A 24,533-nucleotide genomic window follows, 5' to 3' on the forward strand; every position below is an offset into this window, starting at 1 on the left:
TGATTTTAGTAAGGCAGCAGCAGTTCCTCCATGGAGGAATTCGTCCGCTTATCGGCAAAGTAAGCGTGCAGCACTTCATTCTCGTCAAGCTGGCTGAGTTTCTGTCCTGATTTCTCTATAATAATAGGGTGTTTACAGCCGCGTTTGAACTCGGCCATCACATGATAGACTTTGTCCTCTGCCTTTACAGTCAGCGGCAGCAGCTTTTCAAGCTCACGGTTTTTTCCGTAATACCTTTCAAGGAGAAATCTCACATGGATATAGTGCCTTTGCCTGTATTCCTCAAACAAAGAAACAGCCAGAAAGACAAACAAAACCCATGCGCTGATTTGCAGAGGAATCACAAATAAAACCCAACACCCGAGCAACAGGCAGAAGCAGAGCGACGTTTTTAAATTGAGCCGGTGAGCCTTTTGAAAAGGCAGCTGCTTGGAAAACAACAAAAATAACAGTTTTCCCCCGTCAAGCGGCCAGATCGGCAGCAGATTCACAAATAAAATAGAAAGGTTATAAAAGGTGAAGAGTTCAAAGGTATGCTGATGAAGCACTGAGAATTCTGCAAGCATCCAGGCAGCAAGCTGAAGCCAGATGTGCTGAAGAGGGCCGGCAATAATCACCGCAAACTCTTCCTTTAACGGCCGATTCCCATGCTCTTCCACTTCAACGGTTCCACCAAACGGCAACAAAAAAACACGCTTGATTCTCCAAGAAAAAAACACGGCCAGAGCAGCATGCCCCAGCTCATGGACCAGTACAATCAGGAGCAGACATAATAATGCTTTCATATGGCCTGTGAGCAGTCCCAACGCCGCGATAATCCAAAGAAAAGGGTGCACATGAATCTTCAAGATAAGGTCGAGCCATTTATTCAAATGAAATCACCTGAATCGGATCAATAAATTTATCGCCGTCTTTCATGGCAAAATAATAGACCCCTTTATTATGATCATCAAGTTTAATCGAACCGAGCTTTTTGCCTTTATCTACAAAATCATATAAAGCAACATCGACATCTTTGAGCTCGCCATAAATACTATAGGTGTTGTCAGCATGCTGCACCTTAACTGTCAGTCCCGTCTGGCTGTCTTTGCTGACTTCAACTACATAGCCTTCCTTTATGCTATCAATTGTATCGCTGCTTGTTTCGACTTTAATCCCTTCCCCGTTGTCCTGAAAATCCTGCTGCACTTTCCCGGATGCAGGCGCGACCAGGTCTTGGCCCACTTCGACCTGCTGTTCCTTATTTTTATGTTCAGGAGCCAGAAAAGCGAGCGGATTGCCAAATTTCGTTTCAAACCAATGGCTTGCTGAGGCAAATTGAAATTCAGTTTCGAAGGTTTTGGCAACAACGGGTTTAATCTGGCTGACGGGCCCAATGTTTGTTTTATAGGCTATGGCGGATACGAGAACAAGGCAGGCCGACAGAAGACATTTCAGGATAATTGAATCTGTTTTAACCAGAGGGTGTTTTCCATTAAATGTTGAAATGTTATCTTCATAGACCGGAAGAGTTCCATGCTTTTCTTGATCCGTGACCATCACCCAGGACGGGGGTTTCTGCTTTTCAGAAACTGTCTGAGTAGAGAAACGTTTCGAGCCGGAAAGCTGTTTTCTTCTTTTCTCTAATCGTTTTCTGATTTCATCTGCTCTGTGACTCATTGCCATCATCCTTTGCATTCGTTGGGTTTGTACATCATATGTCTTGTCCACGGCAAATATTCGTTACTCAAAGCAGACAAAAACAAAAAAACCTGACACAGCATTTGCTTTGTCAGATTCTTCTCTTTGATTCTATTACATTAAGATCTTACTCCGAAAAATGATTTAATCTTAGCCATCATTCCTTTGTTTTGCTCTTCAAGCACCTGCAAAGGAACAGATTCGCCTAAGATGCGGCGGGCAATATTGCGGTATGCAATGGAAGCGCGGTTTTTCGGGTCCATCGCAATCGGTTCGCCGTGGTTGGAAGCTTTAATGACTTCATCATCATCAGCCACAATTCCGAGCAAATCGATCGACAAATGCTGTACGATTTCGTCGATATCCATCGTGTCACCGTTTTTCATCAAATGATTTCTGATTCTGTTTACAACGAGCCGCGGCGATTCAATATTTTCCTCTTGCTCCAGCAGCCCTATAATACGGTCAGCATCACGAACAGCTGAGATTTCAGGCGTTGTGACCACAATCGCTTTATCTGCTCCGGAAACGGCATTTTTGTATCCTTGCTCAATTCCGGCAGGACAGTCTATGATGACATAGTCATATTCCTGTTTAAGCTCTTGGACCATATTTTTAATTTGTTCAGGAGCAACAGCTGTCTTATCGCTCGTTTGAGCAGCGGGCATTAAATAGAGCAGATCATCGAAACGTTTGTCTTTTACGAGCGCCTGATGCATTTTGCATCTGCCCTCTACAACGTCTACAAGATCGTAAATAATTCTATTTTCAAGACCCATTACAACATCAAGGTTGCGCAGCCCTATATCAGTATCTACTAAGCATACACGCTTCCCTAAAATGGCTAAGGCGGTACCGAGGTTCGCAGATGTTGTTGTTTTACCTACTCCGCCTTTTCCCGAAGTTATTACGATAGCCTCACCCAATTCACATTCCTCCCTCAAGCCTTGTTAGATCAGGTCTTAAATGAGCCAAATGTTGAAGGCGTTCAATGACCATATTTCCGTCTGTATCTAAATAAGCACATTCCATTTCGTTCCCTTTTTGAATGTGGTCTGGGGAGCGATTTAACACGTGATTGATTCTTAATTGTGTCGGCAGCATTTCAGAGGCGGCGATGACCGCTTGATTATTTCCGTTAAATCCGGCGTGCGCGATTCCTTTAAGTGAGCCCAGAACAAAAATGTTCCCTCCGGCCCTGACTGTTCCGCCGGGATTCACATCACCGATCAGGAGCAAGTCGCCTTTCACCTGCAGCACTTGGCCTGAACGGACAATTTTTGAAACAGAAATAATTTCAGCTTCCTCTTTCATACGCTGTGCTTCTTTTTTAGTAATGACTTCACTGTCAATAGAATGAACAAACAAATCTTTCTTTGACGCAATCAATTCTGTCAGCTGTTCCTCTTGCTCCTTATATAAAAAGCGATTTCCCAGCTTAACATGGACGCTGATTTTCTGGCCTTTTCCATCCGTATATTGTTCAATTGACAGCATATTCTGAAGACCATCGAGAAGCTCATCAAAAGAACACGCATCATCCAGATGCAATGTTAACCCATTCTTTGTTCCTTTTATTGTTACATATTGCTGCTTTTTGGTCTTCACAATATTCACCTCAACAACATACTCATTTCGTCAAAAAAAGATAAAATCCTTTTTACTCATCTCTCAATTCTTTCTTTAGACTCATAAAAAATAATCTAAATGGCAGAACCAGAATAAGAGCGGCTGCAATATTTAATAAAATTGTCGGTATAAACCGGTCAAGTACAAATCCGTTAAACGTCATGATGTCTTTATGAATCAAAGACTGAATGCCGAATACGTAAAATTCGAGCAGGCAGACAGCGAGAACAGCTATCAATATCACCACAAATGCGTTTGTATGCAGCACTTTAAACGCTTTTGAAGCCAAATAGCATAACCCGGCAAAACCAAACATATAAACGCCTAATAGACTTGTATAATTCATGTCATATAGAAGACCAAAAATAAAGCCGTAAATCATCGCGTGTTTTTGGTTGATGAAAGCCGACATAAATATCAGTACAAGCATCAGAAAACGCGGGACGAGCACCTGATCATCTGTAACGAACGGAAAATGCACCAGATCTGTAAAAATGCTTTCCGCAGAAAAAACTAGCATCATAACGAAAGGGAGAAGGAAACGCTTCACGATCCTTCCTCCTCTGTATCGACAGTCGGCACATCCCGATTAACAACAATCACATTATTTAAATCGGTAAGGTCAGCCGCAGGTTTTACATAAGCAACTTTTGTTAATCCATAGGAATCTGACTCAATATCAGTCACTTCACCGATTGTCAGCCCCTCTGGGAAAACGCCGCCTGTGCCTGATGTTTCAATAAGATCGCCTTTTTTCACGTCTTGTTTATCCTTGCGCTCAATAATGGTCATCTTAAGACGTTTTTTGTCTTTGTCATATCCTTCGATCAGGCCGTAGCCTTTGCTGCCTTTTTTTCCGGATATTTTCGTCGCGACTCTGTTATTGCGGTCAGTATCGCTTAAAAGCTGAACCGTAGACGTAAAATTGTTAAGTCCGGAACTTTTGATCTTGCCGATTAATGCGCCTTTTTCGTTTGTAACAGCCATATCCTTCGCTACATTTTGCTGAGACCCTTTATTAATTGTGACCTGTTTCGCCCAATTATCAGGGCTTCTGGCAATAACCGTCGCTAAAATCGGCTTGTAATCTTTAATCGATTTGACGTGGCCAAGCTCGTCACGCAAGGATTTGTTTTCTTCTTCAAGTTCTTGAAGCTTGGCTTCATATTGTGTCTGTCCGTCCAGTTTCTCTCTCAGACGCTCGTTTTCTTTATATGTGTTTTTTAAATCATCAATGTTCTCAAATATCCCTGCAAAAAATTCGGCAGGCGTATGAAAAATATTTTGAAATACTCCCGTCGTATCGCCGATCACTTTCTCAGGCCAGGTGGTATTGCGGCCGCCCTTCAGCGAAAATCCAATCATAGCCACCAATATGATAATACACAGAAGTAATAGCATTAACCGTTTATTCGGCATCGTGTTACACCTCTTCTATTGAACTCCCGATTATCTAGTTTTTCCTTTGAAAAGATGGATGTGCTCCAGTGCTTTTCCTGTTCCGATCGCTACACAATCAAGCGGGTCTTCGGCGATAAGGACCGGCATTTTTGTTTCTTCGCTGATGACTTTATCCAAATTGCGAAGAAGCGCTCCGCCGCCGGTTAACACAATACCTCTGTCCATAATATCAGCTGCTAGCTCAGGCGGTGTTTTTTCAAGTGTGCTCTTCACTGCTTCAACAATTGTAGATACAGTGTCACGTAGAGCATTAGAAATTTCTTTTCCTGTAATTTCGATTGTTTTCGGCAGACCTGTCAGTAAATCGCGTCCGCGGATTTCCATATTATCGGATTCTTCAGGAGCTTCTGCAGATCCGATCTCCATTTTAATCGCTTCAGCCGTACGGTCACCAATCATCAGATTGTACGTTTTTCTGATGTAGTTGATAATTGCATCATCCATCTCATCACCGGCTACACGGATCGATTGAGACGTTACAATGCCTCCGAGGGAAATAATCGCAACCTCTGTCGTACCGCCCCCGATATCAACAACCATGCTTCCAGTCGGTTCCCAAACTGGCAGATTGGCTCCGATTGCTGCGGCAAACGGCTCCTCAATCGGATACGCATCACGCGCTCCCGCCTGTCTTGTCGCATCGATGACAGCGCGTTCCTCAACAGCTGTAATGCCTGATGGAACACAAACCATCACATATGGTTTTCTGGCAAACATGCCTTTATTTTTTATAGCTTGATTGATGTAATATTTCATCATCGTAGCCGTTGTTTCATAATCAGCGATAACGCCGTCTTTCATCGGGCGAAGAGCTACCACGTTGCCAGGTGTCCGTCCGATCATATTTTTCGCATCATTTCCGACAGCAACAATCGACTTCGTATCCGTTTGCAAAGCGACAACTGAAGGCTCTCTGACAACAATTCCTTTTCCTTTTACAAAAACAAGCGTATTCGCAGTTCCAAGATCTATACCAAGGTCTCTTGTACCAATTCCAAACATATGTATGTATCTTCCTTTCTTAAAGCAAAAATACCCTAAAGGGAAAAACTCATAAACTCTATTATAGCTTAATTCGACGAAAAAAAAAGTGTTACAAATATCCTTTTTCCTTTAAACTCACAAATTTTTTGTCCCCGATCACCAAATGGTCAAGCAGCTCGATGCCAATCAGGTTTCCGCATTCAAACAGCCGTCTTGTCACTTCAATATCTTCCCTGCTCGGCGTCGGATCTCCAGAAGGATGATTGTGAACACAGATAAAGGAAGCGGCAGATCGTTTAAACGCTTCTTTAAACACCTCCCGAGGGTGGACAATAGATGAATTCAGGCTTCCGATAAATACGGTGCGTTTATGGATGACTTGGTTTTTTGTATTTAAGTATAAACAGACAAAATGCTCCTGGGTTAAAAAGCGCATATCCTCCATGACAAGATTTGCGCCGTCTTCCGGGGAGCGAATGACGAAATGTTCTTCGTTGGCTAATTTATGAATCCGGCTTCCAAGCTCAACTGCCGCCAGTATTTGGACCGCTTTTACCATACCGATTCCCGGAATGCTCGACAGCTCTTCAACTGACGCTTCTTTCAGCAGACGCAGCCCGTCAAAAGAGCGCAGCAGCCGGTTTGACAGGTCCATAACAGATTCATGTTTAGTGCCTGTCCGCAATAATATAGCCAAAAGTTCATGATTCGCTAAGTTCTCGGCTCCGACTTTCAGAAGCCGTTCTCTTGGCTTTTCTTTCGTTGGGAAATCTCTGAGTTTTAATGGCAGATCGTGTATGATCAAGCACTCCTTTTCTTTCCCTTCCCGTTTATAGAACTGTCATCCCTTCATATCAAAATGGCGAAGAGCTCTCATCGTTTTTGATATAGGAAGGCCCATGACTGAATAATAATCTCCGTCTATTTTCTTTACAAAAAGCGCGCCTCTTCCTTGGATGCCGTATGCACCTGCTTTATCCATCGGCTCTTTTGTTTCAATATAAGTCCAAATCTCTTCTTCACTGAGGGGCCAAAACGTAACTTCTGTCTTATCATAAAAAGTTTCGCTGTGATTTTCGGCTTGTATGCTGACCGCAGTTATCACTGAATGACTTCGGCCTGAAAGCCTCCGCAGCATAGAAGCAGCTTCTTCTTGATCTTGCGGTTTGCCGAGACATTCGCCGTCCAGGCATACCATTGTATCAGCGCCGATAACGATTGCATGCGGATGGAGATCAGCTACAGCCTTAGCTTTTTGTTTTGCCAACCATTGGACGTTTTCTTCAGGTGAAAAGTTTCGATTTAATTTTTCCTCTACTTCACTGACAATAATGGAGTAGGGCAGCTGGAGAAGATCGAGGAGTTCTTTCCTGCGCGGAGATTGTGATGCAAGTATTAGCGGCTTTGTCATGTTTGTCATCCTTTCAGGGTTTGCTTAAGAAAAAAAGATACTCGTTTATCCTACCAAATCACGAGGCTTGTCACAATTTCAGAAAAATAACTTTTTCATGACAAAATAAAAAAAGCCTGTCACTAAAGGACGAAGGCTCAGGCATTTTCTCTTATTTAATGACGGCTAACAGCTCCTGCTGAGCCTTCCACCCGGCTTCAGCACTTGGGTCCTCTAATTCTTTTAATGCCTGCAAAATCGCTTTTTTCTCTCCTCCTTCAGACGTTTCTGTTTTACCAAGCGACTTTTCTATTTTCTCTACACTCGCTTTTGTAATGTCTTCACCAAGAATCGCCTTTGCTGCAAGCTCCGCTGTTTCCTTGAACGAATCTGTCATATCTGACTCTATTGATAAGGAAAGCTCCTTGCCTCCCCAAGCTTCAAAATCGCTGTCGATCAAAAGCTGTCCTAACTGCTGTGACACTTCCTTATCACCGGCTAAGCCTGCGATGACGTACGTATACCCGTCATCCTTTGACAGTGACACGGCGGAGTAGCCTTTTGCGGTCAGTTGTTCAGTTAACGTTTCGGCACCCTTTTCATTTGAGAATTTTCCGGCTTGTACAGCGTACGTTTTATATGTACCTTCAGTTTGTGCCGCTTGTTTTTCTGCGCCTGAGCTTTGTTTTTCAGCAGATGTATCTCCGGCTTTTGCTGTTTGGCTTCCTAGAGAATCATCTAAAGAGGCCGGTGCCGACGCTTCTTTATTGCCCGAGATGTTTAACGCGAATAACCCTAATCCAGTGCCTATGACGGCCGCAAAGGCAATCGTCGCCGCCACTTTTTTTACCGGCTTGGCCGCCCCGGCCTTTCCTTTTGAATACAGCTTTGTTTTTTTCTTTTGATAGGACTGAACGACTTTTGGATCCTCTTTAAACACCTTGTCCTCCTCGGAATCCCAGTTAAATTCATCTTCATCAGGATGTTCATGGGATGCCGCAACCTCTTGCTCTGCCTTTCTCTTTTCCTCCCAATTTGAAAATGTCATGCTTTTTTCCGTCTCAGTCTCAGGCGTCTCCTGTTCGTAAACCGTCTCTTCTTTTCCATTAATCGTCACCTTGAGGGCTTTTTCTGCGGCTTTACTGTTTTTTTTATTCTTTCTTTTTTTCAATTCCGCTTCCTCCCTTCATTTGCTTGACCGTTCTTGTCGGCTTTTCATGCTACACACTTTAGCACAGGCGAAAAAAAAAAGAACAAGACTTTTGTCGTCTTGTCCAAAAAACGTTCGTCAAATTTTTCAGCAGTCAGCCCAATGCCATTTTGATATAAAAAGAAATGATAGAGTCACCGTATAAATAAGCTAAAATGCTCCCTGCAGCAATTGCGGGGGCAAAGGGAAGCGGCTGTCTTTTGGCGAGTCTTCCAGTCAGGACAGCTGCCGCTCCATACAATGCACCTATCAAAACAGAAAAGAAAAAGGCAGCTGCCAGCATTTTCACACCAAGTACAAAGCCAATCACCGCAAATAATTTAATATCTCCTCCCCCTATTCCCCCATGGGTGATTGCGGCAATTAAGGCCAGGAATAGAAATCCGGCGGCCGCACCTAACAGGCCGGCATACCAGGAATCAAGCGGAGAAATCAATCTTGCAGCGGCCAGAACGGGAACAAAGAAAATTAATATCCGATTTGGTATCAGCATAAAATGAATATCTGTCACTGCAACGATGATGAGAAAAGAGATAAACACGAGAGCGGGAAACAGTTCCGGAGACGGGCCAAAGCGTATTCCTGCTGCCGCAAATAAACACGCTGTCACAAGCTCTGCCACAGGATACAGAAAAGAAATTCTGTGCCCGCAGCTTTTACATTTGCCTTTTTGGAAAAGGAATGACAGGATGGGGATTAATTCTGCCGGGGTTAATGTCCGCCGGCAAAACGAGCATGCCGAACGGGGCGTGATAATGGATATATGTAAGGGGATACGGCACCCGGCCGTATAATAAAATGAACCAAGGATAAGCCCGAGGATAAAGAGAATGGGAAGCATAGACAACACACCTTTACTCACTGTAGATTCTGGTATGGATTGTAGCAGAGTGAGCGGCCTGAACTCTAATCGGGAATATTCAATTTTACACATAAAAAACCCCGGCAGAATCTCATTTTCGATACTGCCGGGTGGATGCCTTTATTGCAATCTTTTGCGGATTTCAGAAATAAAATAAAGCGATCCGGTAATGAGCACAATTTCATTTGAGCCCTTTTTGCTTTCTATGAATTCAATCACATTGTCCGGGTCCTCATTCCAGCTTTTATTGCTGATTTCACTTGCATCATAGAGATCTTTTGCAAGAGAAGCACGCGGGAAATCAAAAGAAGCAAAATGGATCGCATGCGCTATGGTTTCCAATCTCTTAATCATATTGTGATACGGTTTGTCCTTTAACGCGCTAAATACCACAGAAATGCGGGAGTCAGGGAAACGCTGCTTCATCGTTTCCACCAGCTTTTCAACGCCTTCTTCGTTATGCGCACCGTCTAAGTATACGGGCGGATGTTCTTGAACAAGCTCTAACCGTCCCGGCCAAGCAGCCTTTACCAGCCCGCTTCTTAGCGCTTCATCACTGATATGGGCAATATCCTCCCTATTGAGCCACTCCGCAGCCAAAATGGACAAAGCCGCATTTTGTCTTTGATGGGTGCCGATCAGAGATGTTCGAACATCTTCATAACACTTCTCGCCCGTTTTGAATGAAAACTGTTCTCCGGCAGGCAGAGCCTCTTCATTGAAAATAACACATGTATCATGTAATGACTGGAACGGCGCAGCATGTCGTTCAGCTTCATGACGAATGACCTGTAGGGCTTCCGGCTGAGTAACAGCTGTAACGATAGGAATACCTTCTTTAATAATCCCGGCCTTTTCCCCAGCAATTTCTTCAATAGTATTTCCCAAAATGTTCATATGGTCGTGTCCAATGCTTGTGATCATAGTTAAAAGCGGTTCAACCACATTGGTAGAGTCGAATCTACCGCCCAAACCTGTTTCAAAAATAACAAAGTCGACCTTATGAAACTCAGCAAAATATAAAAATGCACAAGCCGTCATAATTTCAAATTCTGTCGGCTGGCCGTAGTCCGTTTGATCTAATGCTTCAACGTGCGGTTTAATCTGATTGACGAGTGTTGTCCATTCCTCATCTGAAATCGGTGTCCCGTTTACGCTGATCCGTTCATTAAACGTAATGATATAAGGTGACGTAAACGTTCCAACCGAATATCCGGCTTCTTGCAGCATAGAACGGATAAAAGCGACAGTTGATCCTTTGCCGTTTGTTCCTGCTACGTGGAACGCGCGGATTTTTTTTTCAGGATGGCCTAACCGCGCCATCAGCTGCTTCATTCGGCCGAGTCCGGGCTTCACTCCGAATTTCAGCCGCCCGTGAATCCAGCTGCGCGCTTCTTCATATGCAGTAAACAATGATAATCCCCTCTTTTATAAGACAAGGCGGTTTCTACAGAAACCGCCCCGGCTTTTCATTAGCCCTTCAGCTCAGCCATTCGTTTTTGAACAGCGTCACGCTTTGCCACATAATCTTTTTCTTTTTCACGTTCTTCATCAATTACGTGCGCAGGCGCTTTTTTCATAAATCCTTCATTTCCAAGTTTCTTTTGGACACGCTCGACTTCTTTCGTCAGCTTATCGAATTCTTTTTGCAGACGGGCAATTTCTTCATCAATATTAATTAAGCCTTCTAGCGGAAGAATAACCTCTGCTCCTGAGACAACAGCCGTCATCGCTTTATCAACAGCTTCGATATCAGTGCCGATTTTAAGTGCGCTCGGATTCGTAAAGCGTTCAACGTATGAACGGTTCGCCTCGAGGCGGGCTGCTATTTCGTCTGTGCTTGTTTTAATATACAGTTCAACCTGCTTGCTCATTGGCGTATTGACTTCACTGCGGATATTACGTACAGAACGGATCAGCTCAACGAGAAGCTTCATGTCAGCTGCCGCTTCAGTATCAGTATGTTCCGGCACTACAACAGGCCATTGACTTACTGTAATCGATTCCCCTTGGTGAGGAAGGTGCTGCCAAATTTCTTCCGTTAAGAATGGCATAAACGGATGGAGGAGGCGCATCGTTTGATCCAGTACGTAAGCAAGGATAGAACGGGTTGTTTTCTTAGCCGCTTCGTCCTCTCCGTAAAGCGGAAGCTTCGCCATTTCAATATACCAATCACAGAAATCGTCCCAAATAAAGTTATATAAATGGCGCCCGACTTCACCAAATTCATATCGATCAGCAAGCTGGGTCACATGCTCGATCGTTTCATTTAATCGCGTTAAAATCCACTTGTCAGCTACTGATTTTTCGCCTGACAGATCAAGCTCATCGTACGTCATGCCATCCATGTTCATTAATGCAAAACGGGAGGCATTCCAAATTTTATTGGCAAAATTCCAAGTCGATTCCACTTTTTCATAGCTGAAGCGCAGATCCTGGCCAGGAGAGCTTCCAGTCGCAAGGAAATAACGTAAAGAATCGGCTCCGTACTTGTCAATGACATCCATCGGATCGACACCGTTGCCAAGAGATTTACTCATTTTCCGGCCTTGCTCGTCACGGATTAAGCCATGAATTAAAACATCTTTGAACGGGCGCTCTTCTGTAAATTCAATCGCTTGGAAAATCATGCGAGACACCCAGAAGAAAATGATGTCGTACCCTGTAACGAGAACATCTGTCGGATAGTAGCGTTTAAAGTCTTCAGCCGTTACATCAGGCCAGCCCATAGTGGAGAAAGGCCAGAGCGCAGAACTGAACCATGTATCCAGTACATCTGTATCCTGTTCCCAATTTTCGCTGTCCTCAGGCGCTTCAAGCCCAACATGTAACTCGCCTGTTTCTTTATGATACCAAGCAGGAATGCGGTGGCCCCACCACAGCTGACGGGAAATACACCAGTCGCGGATGTTTTCCATCCAGTGTAAATACGTTTTTTCGAAACGGTCAGGCACAAAGTTAACTTTTTCTTCTTTCTTTTGCAGCTCAATCGCTGCATCAGCAAGCGGCTGCATGCGCACAAACCATTGTGTTGAAAGATAAGGCTCCACAACAGCCCCGCTTCGTTCACTATGGCCGACAGAGTGCATATGATCTTCGATTTTGAAGAGAACTCCCGCATCCTGTAAATCTTTCACGAGCTTTTTGCGGCATTCAAAACGATCCATACCTTGATATTGCAGGGCATTTTCATTCATCGTTCCGTCTTCATTCATGACAAGAATTCGTTCTAAATTGTGGCGGTTTCCAAGCTCGAAGTCGTTCGGATCATGAGCAGGCGTAATTTTCACTGCACCTGAACCAAATTCCATATCTACGTAGTCATCACCGACAATCGGAATTTCACGATTTGTAATCGGCAGGATTACCGTTTTTCCGATAAGGTGCTTATAGCGCTCATCTTTAGGGTGAACGGCAACAGCTGTATCACCGAGCATCGTTTCAGGACGTGTCGTCGCAATTTCAATCGAGCCTGAACCGTCTGTGAGCGGATAGCTCATATGATAGAACGCGCCCTGAACATCTTTGTAAATAACCTCAATGTCGGATAGAGCTGTTTTTGTTGCAGGGTCCCAGTTAATAATATATTCGCCTCTGTAGATCAGACCTTTTTCATAAAGCTTAACGAAAACTTCGCGAACTGCTTTGCTTAAGCCTTCATCCAGCGTAAAGCGTTCACGGGAATAATCAAGGCCAAGCCCTAATTTGGCCCACTGGCTGCGAATAAAGTCAGCGTACTCTTCCTTCCACTTCCATGTTTCTTCGAGGAATTTCTCGCGCCCCAAATCGTAGCGGGATTTGCCTTCTTCACGAAGTTTCGCTTCCACTTTAGCCTGTGTCGCGATGCCGGCGTGGTCCATACCCGGAAGCCACAGCACATCATAGCCCTGCATGCGTTTCATTCTTGTTACAATGTCTTGCAGCGTTGTGTCCCACGCGTGGCCAAGGTGAAGTCTTCCTGTTACGTTTGGCGGCGGAATGACAACAGCATATGGCTCTTTTGTCTGGTCACTGCCCGCTTCAAAAAATTTGCCTTTTAGCCAAAAATCATATCGGTCTTTTTCAACCGCTGCCGGATCGTATTTCGTCGGCATTGTTTGTTCATTTGTTTCCATGATAACCCTCCAGCATGTTTAAAAATGGCTGAGAACGAAAAAAGAGCTTTTCATCCCTATAAAAGGACGAAAAGCTCTTTCGCGGTACCACCTTTTTTCATGAACTCTATCAGTTCATGCACTTATAACGGATAACGGGTGTTTCCCGAATTTCTCTACTCTTCTTTCAAGAAATTATGCTCCCGGGCGACCTTCCAATCAGACAACATAAGAAGCCTTTCAGCAAACGGCTTCTCTCTCTGCATGCGCCTTTTTTGTACTCTTCCCGTTCTAAGCAGGTGTATTTATCAGCTCATTATATACATTATTTATGTTCTTTATTATAGTAAAAGTGTTTTTGATTCGTCAATCATCTTTTCCAAAAACACCGCTTTCTATACAAATGGGCAGGCACCTATTGCCCAAGTTTACATATGATGCTTGTAAATGCGTAGAGGAGGATGCACCGTGAAGAAACGATTCAGCTCTTATTCACTGCCGCCGTGGGTCAGGCAAATTCGGCTTGTATCCGCGCAAGTGATTATCCCCATTACAATTTTTCAAGGGATCAGAACCATTTTCTTTCCGACAACCTTTGATGTTTTGCTGCTCGCAATCCTAATCTTTTTAGCTTGCGCTCTTCATTTAGAATGGATATAAACAAACAAGTCCGCGCCATTAAGACGTGGACTCGTTTTCAGCCTGAAATTTTTTCTCTTGTTCAATCTGATGAATTTTCATCACAAACGGCTCTATATTTTTCATTTGCCAGTAAGCCTTTAATAAATGCGCACATTCATCTTTTTCATGCTGTCTTTTCCCGGTTTGATAACGGTTCAGCACCTTGTACATGGCTGCCGGATATGCCATATAGCTGAGAAAAAGACTGACCTCGGCTTCACGCAAAGGGAATGATTTCGTGTATGCATAAAACCATTCGACGCATTCCGGACAAGCTTTCGGAAAGCCTCTGAACATTTTTGTATAAAAGCCGAGCAAGTCGTTTTGCGGCGGGCCGGCAGACGCTCTTTCGAAGTTTGTGAAATACCCGGTCCCGGCGTCATTATACAGAAAATGGTGTATAGATAGGCTGCCGTGGTTCATCACAACCCTTGAGATGCCCTTTTCTTTTGCCGACTCATACCAGTCCTCCAACCGCTCCAGTGCAAAGTTCACCGCGGAAATGGTTTCTGAAAAATAGGTTACGGCTTGGAGTTCAAAAGGGGAAAGGTACCATTCCTTCTCCGCTCTGTCCACAAACTGTTCATAGAAAATTTTATCATTTTCCCACTTTTTTTTCGTTTCTCCGTAATAACGTTCAATATCATCACGGCTGACCTTCATTTCCTGCGCAGTTCTCTCGTGAAGACGGGCTGCTTCTCTAAATAAATAAGCATGTTTCTGATCCCGTTCTTCCTCTTGGTCAAATTGGAGCCAAGGCATTAAATAATAGGAATCTCCTGATTGTACGCCCGCTGAGAAAAACTCACCACTATTTGTTCTGTAAACGGGAACAAATGAACGAAAACCTTTTTCCTCAATCGCCACCATATGATCTGTAAACTGTTTGCTGCGAACCGATTTCAATTTTTTCAAGGCGAATACGCCGTAGTCTGTATACACTTTCCATACAAGAGGACTGACAGGCTCAATAAATTGAGCAGTCAGTCCGTATTCCTGAAGAACCGATTGGGTTTCTTCCATTCCATTCACCACATTTTCCGATCGCTTACGGCTTACGCATGGCTGTTGTTATATTGAGGAATATAAAGGATTTGGCCTGCTTTCAATTCATCATCCAAAGCTAAGGAATTCATCCTGATCAGCTGCTGGGAGGTGATTTCATACCGTTCGCATAAACGTTCGATCGTGTCTTCCTGCTGAACAATGCATATTTTCATTCTCGAAAATTCATCCTCTTCTCTCGTAAAGAGTTTTGTTAAATAAAGAGAATTATTACTTTCTTTTGTTTGAGATTCCTTCGTTTCAGCAGCAGGAGTAACCCTAGGAACAGCATCCGCTTCCTTCCTTTCAGTCTCAGATGTTTCAGGCAGCTGGAAGGATTGAAAAGGTGTTTCTTCCTCAGGCTCTTCAGCCGGAGGTATTTTTCTCACTTCAATTTCAAAGCTTTCTTCCCCTTGTTCTTCCTCCTCCAATAGTTTAGGCGCTGAATAAAAAGAATCCCCATCTTCTTGTTCGGGCAGGAAGGTGCGGTATGCCGGTGCAAGCTCTTCTTCTTGAGATGCCTCCTCCGAGCTTGCTTTTTGATTAGTAGGATGATGTGAATCGGCTTCGGCATTCTCCGCATATGCAGCTGATGCTGGTTTCCTCTCTCTACTTGCCTCTATAGAGAGAACCGCCTCAGTCACAGTCTCCGAAGCTTCATCCGCTTCTTGACGGAGTGCGGGCTCAGCGTGCTCCGGTTGATCTGTTTCTTTCTCTTCTTGACGAAGTACAGGCTCAGCGTGTTTCGGTTGATCTGCTTTTTTCTCTTCTTGACGAAGTGCAGGCTCAGCGTGTTCCGGTTGATCTGCTTTTTTCTCTTCTTGACGAAGTACAGGCTCAGCGTGTTTCGGTTGATCTGTTTCTTTCTCTTCTTGACGAAGTACAGGCTCAGCGTGTTTCGGTTGATCTGCTTCTTTCTTTTCTTGACGAAGTGCGGGCTCAGCCTGTTCCGGTTGATCTGCTTCTTTCTTTTCTTGACGAAGTACGGGCTCAGCCTGTTCCGATTGATCTGCTTCTTTTTCTTCTTGGCGAAGTACGGGCTCAGCCTGTTCCGATTGATCTGCTTCTTTTTCTTCTTGGCGAAGTACGGGCTCAGCCTGTTTCGATTGATCTGCTTCTTTCTCTTCTTGGCGAAGTACGTGCTCAGCCTGCTCCGGTTGATCTGCTTCTTGACGAAGTGCGGGCTCAGCCTGTTTCGATTGATCTGCTTCTTTCTCTTCTTGGCGAAGTACGTGCTCAGCCTGCTCCGGTTGATCTGCTTCTTGACGAAGTGCGGGCTCAGCCTGTTCCGATTGATCTGCTTCTTCATTTTGAGCCTCTTGACGCAACGCATATTCAAGAATAGAGGACACTGGTGTTTCTGCTTTTTCCTCTTCAATTGCAGTCTCTTCTTGTAGCTCAGCTTCCAAAGCAGGCGATTCTTCTGCTCCAGAACCTTCACGAAGCTCTGCCTCTGCTGGAGAGTCCGCGTCTATCCGAACATCTGCTAATGCAGCTGCTGGCTCTGGTGTTTCTTTTTCTGCTTTAACGATCTCTTGAATTTCTATTTCTGATGCATTAGGTTCTGGCTCAGCTTCTTCTGTTTCCGATTCTTCACGAGACTCCGCTTCCGGCATTACAAGCTCTGCTGGCTCGGCTTCTTCTTTCACATCTTCTCGCGCCTCTGGTTCTGAAGCAACTGATTCCGGAGGCGCAGATTCTGCTTTTTCTGTTTCCAACTCTTCACGAAGCCCGGTTTTCGAGACAAAAAGTTCTGGCGGTTCATCCTGCATAATTGCTTCCTCTGCCGGATCTGCATCCGTTTCTAATGCACTGTGTATCGGCGGCTCAGAAAGCTCTTCCTCTCTAAATGCCGCAGGAGCTTCATATAGAGGAATCTCCGGCTCTTTATTTGCCGTATCATCCAAAAGCCCTTCGATCGCTAAATCAGCCTGAATCGTTAAAATACGCGAATCCGTTAATTGATAGTCAAATGCGTCAATAAAGACGAAGACATCCTGTAAATGGCTCACTTTATTTTTCGGAATGGTAATATCCACAGGAAAACAGTGAGTCAGTTCCGCACTTCCATCCTCTCTCTTTCTGACTTCTTCAACAAACCGCTTATCTGTATAAAACTCTTCAGTATGTTTGTTTTGATCTATGTTGTACTCACCTGTAAGTTCAAGCGATCCTCTGATTGATACATAATCATTTACTTCCTGAACCCTAATATCAGGATCTAATGAAATAGAAAGCAGTTCAGAAACTTCCTGTCCTTTTTGGAAACAGATCGATTCTTCTACAGAAAATTGCAATCGATGATTTTGCGGCAAGTTCATATCCTCCTTTCATCTAATCCTTAAAATTAGATGTCACTAAAGGTGTATGTATGAACTGGGGAAAATATGAGTGGGAGAGCACAGAAAAAACCGGTACAAGGATGTCCTTGATACCGGTTTTTCACTCTTATCCGCGGCTGATCTCAGCGAATACTTTCTCAGCTGCCTGGATTGTTTTTTCAATATCTTCATCAGTATGGGCCGTTGAAAGGAAAAGGCCTTCAAATTGTGATGGCGGAAGGAATACACCTTCATTTGCCATCCCTTTATAATATTTAGCAAACAGCTTTAAATCAGATGATTTAGCTGTTTCATAATTGATGACAGGTTCGTTTGTAAAGAAGAAACCGATCATCGAACCTGCGCGGTTAAAGGTATGCGGAATGCCATGAGCCTCAGCCGCTTTTGAAATGCCTTCTTCCAGCCTGTCACCTTTTTTGATGAAATTCTTGTAGGAATCAGGTGTCAGCTGTTTTAATGTTTCTAAGCCAGCCGTCATCGCAAGCGGGTTACCTGACAATGTACCGGCCTGATAAATCGGTCCGCTCGGAGCGATCTGCTCCATGATTTCAGCCTTGCCTCCATAAGCGCCGACAGGAAGTCCGCCCCCGATCACTTTTCCTAAACAAGTCAGATCAGGCGTTACGCCGAAATAGCCTTGAGCACAGTTATAATCGACCCGGAAGCCTGTCATCACTTCATCAAAAATCAGCAGGGAACCGTATTGCTCAGTGATATCACGCAGACCTTGCAGGAATCCTTCTTGCGGCGGAACAACCCCCATATTTCCGGCAACCGGCTCTACGATAACACCCGCAATGTCTTCACCGAATTGCTGGAAAGCAAGCTTTATGCTTTCTAAATCATTGTACGGAACGGTGATGGTGTTTTTCGCAATGCCTTCAGGCACACCAGGGCTGTCAGGCAGACCAAGAGTGGCCACTCCTGAACCTGCTTTAATCAAGAGAGAATCGCCGTGCCCGTGGTAGCAGCCCTCAAATTTTAAAATCTTGTTGCGGCCTGTATAGCCTCTTGCCAATCGAAGGGCACTCATTGTGGCCTCTGTTCCGGAGCTGACCATTCGTACAATTTCTACAGATGGTACACGATCAATGACGAGTTGTGCCAGTTCATTTTCCACCTCAGTCGGAGCCCCGAAGCTTGTCCCGTATTCAGCCACTTTTTTGAGGCTCTCTACGACGCGGTCATTTGTATGCCCTAAAATTAAAGGTCCCCATGACAAGACGTAGTCAATATATTCATTACCGTCAATATCAAAGATTTTTGAGCCTTTTCCGCGCTCCATAAAAATCGGATCCATGTCTACCGATTTAAATGCGCGAACGGGACTGTTCACACCGCCCGGCATGAGTTTTTGCGCTTCTTTAAAAGCCGCTTTTGATTTTTCATAGCTTCTCATCTGCCTCAACTCCTGTCAACTGAATAAAATTACTCCGCAAGCCATTTCGCTGCGTCTTTCGCATGGTACGTAATAATTAGATCGGCACCTGCGCGCTTCATGCTTGTCAAAATTTCTAGCACAATTTCTTTTTCTTTGATCCAGCCGTTCTGCGCTGCAGCCTTCACCATAGAATACTCTCCGCTTACATTATAAGCGACGAGCGGCAAAGCAAACTCATTTTTTACGTCACGCATGATATCCATATATGAAAGTGAAGGTTTGACAATTAAAAAGTCCGCGCCTTCCTCAACATCTGATTGTGCTTCGCGGAGTGCTTCCATACGGTTGGCAGGGTCCATCTGATATGTTTTGCGGTCCCCGAATTGCGGCGTGCTGTTTGCTGCATCACGGAACGGACCGTAAAACTCACTTGAATATTTTACAGCGTAAGACATGATTGGAATATTGACGAATCCTTCTTTATCAAGCGCTTCTCTGATCACTGTAACAAATCCGTCCATCATGTTTGATGGCGCAATGATATCCGCACCAGCTCTCGCTTGGCTGACAGCTGTCTGCGCCAAAAGCTCCAGCGATTCATCATTGAGGATGACTCCGTCTTTGACAAGTCCGCAATGGCCGTGGTCTGTATATTCGCACAAGCATGTATCAGCAACAACAACCATCTCAGGGAAGTGTTTTTTAATTTCTGTAATGGCTTTTTGAACGATGCCGTGATCATGGTACGCTTGCGTTCCGCAATCATCTTTTTCTTCCGGGATGCCGAACACGATGACAGATTGAATGCCCAATTTGACCAGCTCTGCCACTTCATCCTTCAATAGATCTAATGATACATGGTAAACATCCGGCATTGACGGAACAGCTTTTTTGCCTTCCAGCCCTTCAACGACAAAAATCGGATAAATAAAATCTGATGGATGCAAACGCGTTTCCTTTACCATCTCTCTCATTGCTTTTGAGGACCGCAGGCGGCGGTGTCTGTTAAATGATTGACTCATATTCTCTCTTCCTCTCTTGACATGCTGCACATTAACTCAAGCATGCCGTCTATTGTAAATGTGTCAGGCGTATGTGATGTGATGCCATACGACAGCAGGGCGTCCCTTGTTAAAGGTCCGATGCTGATACATGACGTCCTGTTCGCCTGCCACTTTTTCAATTCTTCTCCTAAGACATGCATAAACGTATGTACGGTTGATGAACTCGTAAATGTCACATAGTCAAATGAATATTGGCCCGCAGCCTCTTTCAGTGCCACGATGCCTTCTTCATCCGGAATCGTTTCGTAAACAACCCATTCCTTCACTTCAAAACCAAGCGGGACAAGTTCTTGTTTGATCACATCACGTGACAAATTGCCTTTAATCACTGTAATTCGTTCCGCCGGTTCAGCATGCTGCTTAAGGGCCTCCGCCAATTGTTCAGCGATATAGTCCTTAGGCATTGCATCAACCGATACGTTATGCGTTTCCAAGCGGCGAGCCGTTTTTTCACCAACAGCCGCAATTTTTTTATGAGCAGGAAGAAAAAGCTGATTTTCCTGTAGATAAGAAAAAAAGAAGTCCGCTCCGTTCACACTTGTAAAAACAAGCCAACCAGGCGCAGCAAGATCCTCTTTCACCTGTTTCGCAACATCATTCGGCAAAGCGCGTCGAAACGTAATCAAAGAGGTCAAAACCGCTTTTCCGCCAAGCGCCTCCACTTTTTGCTGAAACGATTTTGCCTGCGCCTTATTCCGGGTGACTAGCACTGTTTTTCCTTTCAGTGGAAAATCATTTTCCATCCTCATCAAGCTCCCGTTTTACACGATCAATTAATTCTTTGGCTCCTTTGTCAGCCATAAGAGCGGCACAGCGCTTTCCGACTTCCTCCGGATCGTTTCCGGTGACGGTTTCTTTAAAAATGATTTTGCCGTCAGGAGAAGCGACAAGCCCTGTCAATTCAATTTCATCCTGTCCGTTTAACACTGAGTATCCTGCGATCGGAACCTGGCAGCCGCCCTCCATCGCGTTTAAATAAGCACGTTCCGCCAACACGGTCCGTTCTGTATATTCATCTGTAAACTGAGAAAACAACGCCAATAGCTCTTCATCAGATTCTCGGCACTCAATCGCCAGTGCTCCTTGGCCCACAGCAGGCAAACAGCGCTCAGGCTCGAGAAATTCGGTTACGACGTCTTGCTTCCAGCCCATTCTGGAAAGGCCGGCAGCAGCTAAAATAATCGCGTCATAATCCTCAGTTTCCAGCTTTTGAAGTCTCGTATCTATATTACCCCTAATCCATTTAATTGTAATGTCAGGACGCTCGATCAAAAGCTGTGCGCTTCTTCTTAAACTGCTTGTGCCAATAACAGCGCCTTCCTTCATTTCTGAAAGCTTTACGCGATTCTTTGAAATAAGGGCGTCACGAGGGTCTTCCCGTTCAGGAATACAGCCGATCACAAGTCCTTCAGGCAAAACAGCAGGCATGTCCTTCATGCTGTGTACCGCCATATCAATGTCTTCATTTAAAAGCGCTTGTTCAATCTCTTTGACAAACAGCCCTTTCCCGCCCACTTTTGAGAGCGTAACGTCGACGATCCGGTCGCCCTTTGTCACGATTTCTTTTATTTCAAAGGTAAACGAAGGATTGATTTCTTTTAGTTTTTGAATGACCCATTTTGTTTGAGTCATAGCGAGTTTGCTCCGTCTGGAACCTACCTTAATCGTTCTCATATTTTTCTTTCCTCCCGAATCTGCTTGGGACATCATTTAACTGAACCAATGGAATTGCGACAGGCTTCCCAGCAGGAAATAATTGATCATCAGCACGAGAAAACAAGCCGTATTCCACAGTGCAGCGACCTTTCCTTGCAGCTCTTTAATCAGCCTGATATAAAGATAGTAGCTGTACAGCAGCAGGACGACAAACGAACCAAGCACTTTGGCATCGAACCAATACAGCGTTTCTAGTGAGACATACGCCCAAATGACGCCGAGAATCAAACTCAGCAACAGCATCGGAACCCCGATGACATTCAGAACATATGCCATATAATCAAGCTTAGACAAATCTTCTATTCTCAACAGCCATTTTCCCCATTTTTTCTTTTTCAGCAGATGATATTGAAACATATATAGCACAGAAAAAACGAAAGAAAGGGAAAAAGCGCCGTATGAAAGAATCGCCATTGTAATATGAATCACCAAAAGCTCGGATACTAGCTGTCCGGAAAAAGCAGCTGATTGCTGCTCTGTCGGTGAAAAGGTATGAATGGCGATCATAGAGAATCCTATTACATTTGTAAAAAACACGATAAAGTCAACTCGTAACAGCTTTGTTAAAACAAGTGACAGCGTGACAAGCACCCAGGCATAAAAGTAAAGCGCCTCCGTCACATTTAATACTGGAAACCGCCCCGTCACCCACATAAAATAGGCCAAATACACGGTTTGCAGAGTCCAGACAATAGAAAGCAACCAGAAGGCCATTTTTCCAGCCTTCCGGTTGTGTTGAAGAAAATCTATAAAATAAAAGAGTACACTTAATGCGTAAATGACGATTGTTCCCTCATTAAGTCTTGCCATTGCAGTATCAATCATTCAGCATTCACTCACTTACAAGTGGGGCAAAGCCCGCTTTTGATTCAGCCTTCTTAAAAGAATGGACCTTTTGGCTGCTTTCGACAGTTTTTATCATTTGACGGCCCGCAGCTTCTTCAATATCAAAGATCTGCATAAACAAGGCCAGCTTTTCTTCAGAATCAGCATCTGCTGCAAGCTCTTTCACCTTTAATATCGGATCGCGCAGCATTTGATTAATGATACTTTTGGTATGTTTGTTCAACAGTTTTTTCTCTCTTGTGCTCAAGTGCGGCAGCTTCCGCTCGATACTGTCCATCGTTTCTGACTGGATGGCAAGCGCCTTTTCGCGCAATGCGGAAATAACTGGCACAACCCCAAGTGTATTCAGCCATTGTTTAAACTCCACAATGGTTTCTTCAATTAACAGTTCAACTTTTTCAGCGGTTTCTCTCCGCTCTTTCATGTTCGCTTCTACAATGCCTTCCAGATCATCGATATCATAAAGGAAAACACCTTCAAGGTCATTCAGCGCCGGATCAAGATCTCTTGGCACAGCAATGTCCACCATAAACAGCGGACGTCCCTTACGAAGCTTATTCGCGTTTTCCATCATCTCTTTGGACACGACAAAATCACTTGCGCCGGTTGAACTGATAAGAATATCGGCCTCCGCAAGCGCGCTTTCAAGCTGATTCAAGCTTCTCGCTTCACCGGAGAAACGGTCTGCAAGCTCCTTCGCTTTCAAGTAAGTTCGGTTAATGACAGTAACCTTGCCGATTCCCTGTCCGTGCAGGTTTTCCGCTGCAAGCTCGCCCATTTTTCCCGCACCGAGAATCAATATGTGCTTGCTTGAAAGGTTTCCGAAGATTTTTTTCGCAAGTTCAACTGCTGCATAGCTTACTGACACTGCATTTGAGCCAATGTCTGTTTCAGCGTGAGTCCGTTTACCCACCGTAACAGCCTGCTTAAACAGCTCATTAAAAATCGTCCCGATCGTTTTTTCTAGCTGAGCTGTTTTAAAGCTGTCGCGCACCTGGCCGAGAATCTGCGTTTCGCCAATCACCATCGAATCAAGTCCGCAGGCTACACGGAATAAATGCTCAACAGCCGCGTCGCTCTCGTAAAATGTTAAGAACGGTGACAGCTCTTCTTTGCTTAGTTGAAACCAATCAGCTAAAAACTTTTTTATATAATAACGGCCGGTATGGAGCTGGTCGACTACCGCATAAATTTCAGTGCGGTTGCAGGTGGAAACGATGATGTTTTCAAGAATGCTTTTCTCTTCTTTCAGCTGCACCATCGCTTCTGCCAGCTCATTTGGCTGAAAGCTTACTTTTTCACGTATCTCAATAGGGGCGGATTTATAATCTACTCCCACAACAAGTATATGCATCGCTTTAATTACACCCCCAACACCCAATCTTTATTTATAATCATTCTAACATAGAACTCATTATTTATAATAATTATAACATAGTTTCTTTCGCAAAATGTGAACAGATTTTAAAATTCTTATGCTATATTAGAAAAAGCTTCACGCAAAAGAAGCATTCCTATTGACAATACCAAAAACAGCAGAATTTTACTACACATCAGCTCTAAAAAACAAGAAGGTGATATTTGCATGAAACAAAAATCAATTTTATTCCCTTGTCTGCTCCTTGCCGCTTCTGTATATGCATGGCTTGAGAGCGGCCAAGCTGAACTGTTTTCAGGGCAGGATCAATGGCCTGTTCTCCTCATGCTGTTAGGCGCTGCCTTTGTATATCAAGGAAAAAAAGAAGCCGTCACACCCCATTTTTTTATCGGTTTGCTTCTTTTCGGGATTGGTTTGCACTTTTTTGCAAAGCCGAAATGGACATGGTGGCCGGATGATTTTGAAATGCTTCTCTTTCTGATCGGTTTTTCGCTCTTTGTTTCAACCGTTCAGAAAAAAGAATATGTATATGAAGCTGTGTCGATGATTTGTTTTTCCCTGTTTTTGTACTTTTTCAAACAAATAATGGCGTGGCTTGAGTCTGCTCGTATTCCGACAGCGCTTCTGAAAGAGTATTGGCCGTTTGTCTTTATTGGAATCAGTTTATTGTTATTATTGATAAAACGAAAAAAATCTATACGATAAATAAAACCGGCAGAGAGTATTCTCTACCGGTTCAGCGTGTTGACAAACCCTCGCATTCGTTGTCAA

22 protein-coding genes, 1 pseudogene and 1 other annotated feature are annotated in these 24,533 nt (G+C 44.2%); of the genes and pseudogenes, 2 read left to right on the forward strand and 21 right to left on the reverse strand.

Annotated elements, in window-relative coordinates; all coding sequences use genetic code 11:
- Positions 1-5: 5 nt before the first annotated feature.
- The 13 genes from spoIVFB to valS form a co-directional block, all read right to left on the reverse strand.
- Positions 6-872 (reverse strand): stage IV sporulation intramembrane metalloprotease SpoIVFB, encoded by an 867-nt coding sequence (gene spoIVFB / locus LWH95_RS06315; protein ID WP_019259068.1) that lies wholly within the window; start codon positions 870-872, stop codon positions 6-8.
- Positions 865-1,659 carry a stage IV sporulation protein SpoIVFA gene (gene spoIVFA / locus LWH95_RS06320; protein ID WP_060399154.1) on the reverse strand — a complete coding sequence of 265 codons (795 nt, stop codon included), beginning with the start codon at positions 1,657-1,659 and terminating at the stop codon, positions 865-867. The genes spoIVFB and spoIVFA overlap by 8 nt, the downstream gene beginning before the upstream one ends.
- Before the next feature lie 140 nt (positions 1,660-1,799).
- Positions 1,800-2,606, reverse strand: a complete 807-nt coding sequence (minD, locus tag LWH95_RS06325) for a septum site-determining protein MinD (RefSeq protein WP_003237566.1) — start codon at positions 2,604-2,606, stop codon at positions 1,800-1,802.
- Between the two features lies 1 nt (position 2,607).
- Positions 2,608-3,288: a septum site-determining protein MinC gene (minC, locus tag LWH95_RS06330; RefSeq protein WP_003237567.1), complete on the reverse strand. Its 681-nt coding sequence runs from the start codon at positions 3,286-3,288 to the stop codon at positions 2,608-2,610.
- A 52-nt stretch (positions 3,289-3,340) separates the two neighbouring features.
- The gene (gene mreD / locus LWH95_RS06335) at positions 3,341-3,859 is read right to left on the reverse strand and encodes a rod shape-determining protein MreD (protein WP_060399156.1); all 519 of its coding nucleotides are present in this window, start codon (positions 3,857-3,859) and stop codon (positions 3,341-3,343) included.
- Positions 3,856-4,728: a rod shape-determining protein MreC gene (gene mreC / locus LWH95_RS06340; RefSeq protein WP_003237571.1), complete on the reverse strand. Its 873-nt coding sequence runs from the start codon at positions 4,726-4,728 to the stop codon at positions 3,856-3,858. The genes mreD and mreC overlap by 4 nt, the downstream gene beginning before the upstream one ends.
- Positions 4,729-4,758: 30 nt before the next feature.
- Positions 4,759-5,772 carry a cell shape-determining protein MreB gene (mreB, locus tag LWH95_RS06345; RefSeq protein WP_003237574.1) on the reverse strand — a complete coding sequence of 338 codons (1,014 nt, stop codon included), beginning with the start codon at positions 5,770-5,772 and terminating at the stop codon, positions 4,759-4,761.
- Positions 5,773-5,863: 91 nt separating this feature from the next.
- Positions 5,864-6,559 (reverse strand): RadC family protein, encoded by a 696-nt coding sequence (radC, locus tag LWH95_RS06350; protein WP_003237576.1) that lies wholly within the window; start codon positions 6,557-6,559, stop codon positions 5,864-5,866.
- 36 nt (positions 6,560-6,595) lie between these two features.
- Entirely contained in the window at positions 6,596-7,165 is a 570-nt protein-coding gene (locus tag LWH95_RS06355; RefSeq protein ID WP_003237578.1) for a Maf family nucleotide pyrophosphatase, read from the reverse strand.
- Between the two features lie 151 nt (positions 7,166-7,316).
- Positions 7,317-8,315, reverse strand: coding sequence for an SPOR domain-containing protein (locus LWH95_RS06360; protein WP_232919171.1), 999 nt, complete (start codon positions 8,313-8,315; stop codon positions 7,317-7,319).
- A 133-nt stretch (positions 8,316-8,448) separates the two neighbouring features.
- Positions 8,449-9,195, reverse strand: a complete 747-nt coding sequence (locus tag LWH95_RS06365; RefSeq protein ID WP_232919172.1) for a prepilin peptidase — start codon at positions 9,193-9,195, stop codon at positions 8,449-8,451.
- Positions 9,196-9,336: 141 nt separating this feature from the next.
- Positions 9,337-10,629, reverse strand: a complete 1,293-nt coding sequence (locus LWH95_RS06370) for a bifunctional folylpolyglutamate synthase/dihydrofolate synthase (protein ID WP_133486577.1) — start codon at positions 10,627-10,629, stop codon at positions 9,337-9,339.
- 59 nt (positions 10,630-10,688) lie between these two features.
- Positions 10,689-13,331: a valine--tRNA ligase gene (valS, locus tag LWH95_RS06375; RefSeq protein WP_232919173.1), complete on the reverse strand. Its 2,643-nt coding sequence runs from the start codon at positions 13,329-13,331 to the stop codon at positions 10,689-10,691.
- 59 nt (positions 13,332-13,390) lie between these two features.
- Positions 13,391-13,613: a binding site (T-box leader), on the reverse strand.
- Positions 13,614-13,778: 165 nt separating this feature from the next.
- Here valS and LWH95_RS06380 point away from each other — a divergent pair.
- Entirely contained in the window at positions 13,779-13,970 is a 192-nt protein-coding gene (locus LWH95_RS06380) for a hypothetical protein (RefSeq protein WP_003222590.1), read from the forward strand.
- Between the two features lie 18 nt (positions 13,971-13,988).
- On the opposite strand, the gene cotN is transcribed toward LWH95_RS06380, so the two are convergent.
- From cotN to hemA, 8 genes and pseudogenes are all read right to left on the reverse strand, one after another.
- Entirely contained in the window at positions 13,989-15,014 is a 1,026-nt protein-coding gene (gene cotN / locus LWH95_RS06385) for a spore coat protein CotN (RefSeq protein WP_232919174.1), read from the reverse strand.
- Positions 15,015-16,287: 1,273 nt separating this feature from the next.
- Positions 16,288-17,350 (reverse strand): annotated as a pseudogene (locus LWH95_RS06395) (LysM peptidoglycan-binding domain-containing protein); the annotation flags it as partial.
- A 133-nt stretch (positions 17,351-17,483) separates the two neighbouring features.
- Complete coding sequence (hemL, locus tag LWH95_RS06400; RefSeq protein WP_133486571.1) at positions 17,484-18,776, reverse strand: glutamate-1-semialdehyde 2,1-aminomutase; 1,293 nt, start codon at positions 18,774-18,776, stop codon at positions 17,484-17,486.
- Positions 18,777-18,805: 29 nt separating this feature from the next.
- Positions 18,806-19,780: a porphobilinogen synthase gene (hemB, locus tag LWH95_RS06405; RefSeq protein ID WP_084995801.1), complete on the reverse strand. Its 975-nt coding sequence runs from the start codon at positions 19,778-19,780 to the stop codon at positions 18,806-18,808.
- Positions 19,777-20,565, reverse strand: coding sequence for a uroporphyrinogen-III synthase (gene hemD / locus LWH95_RS06410; RefSeq protein WP_232919175.1), 789 nt, complete (start codon positions 20,563-20,565; stop codon positions 19,777-19,779). Before hemD ends, hemB begins: the two co-directional genes overlap by 4 nt.
- Positions 20,555-21,496 carry a hydroxymethylbilane synthase gene (gene hemC / locus LWH95_RS06415; protein WP_060399212.1) on the reverse strand — a complete coding sequence of 314 codons (942 nt, stop codon included), beginning with the start codon at positions 21,494-21,496 and terminating at the stop codon, positions 20,555-20,557. The genes hemD and hemC overlap by 11 nt, the downstream gene beginning before the upstream one ends.
- A 36-nt stretch (positions 21,497-21,532) precedes the next feature.
- Positions 21,533-22,363, reverse strand: coding sequence for a cytochrome c biogenesis protein (locus tag LWH95_RS06420; protein ID WP_003222575.1), 831 nt, complete (start codon positions 22,361-22,363; stop codon positions 21,533-21,535).
- A 7-nt stretch (positions 22,364-22,370) separates the two neighbouring features.
- A complete protein-coding gene (hemA, locus tag LWH95_RS06425) occupies positions 22,371-23,738 on the reverse strand; it encodes a glutamyl-tRNA reductase (protein ID WP_060399213.1) in 1,368 nt (455 codons plus the stop codon).
- A 231-nt stretch (positions 23,739-23,969) separates the two neighbouring features.
- On the opposite strand from hemA, the gene LWH95_RS06430 reads away from it, so the two are divergent.
- Positions 23,970-24,467 (forward strand): hypothetical protein, encoded by a 498-nt coding sequence (locus tag LWH95_RS06430; protein WP_232919176.1) that lies wholly within the window; start codon positions 23,970-23,972, stop codon positions 24,465-24,467.
- Positions 24,468-24,533: the final 66 nt, after the last annotated feature.

The sequence above is a fragment of the Bacillus sp. G16 genome (genome assembly GCF_021282335.1).
Classification (GTDB): Bacteria; Bacillota; Bacilli; order Bacillales; family Bacillaceae; genus Bacillus; species Bacillus inaquosorum.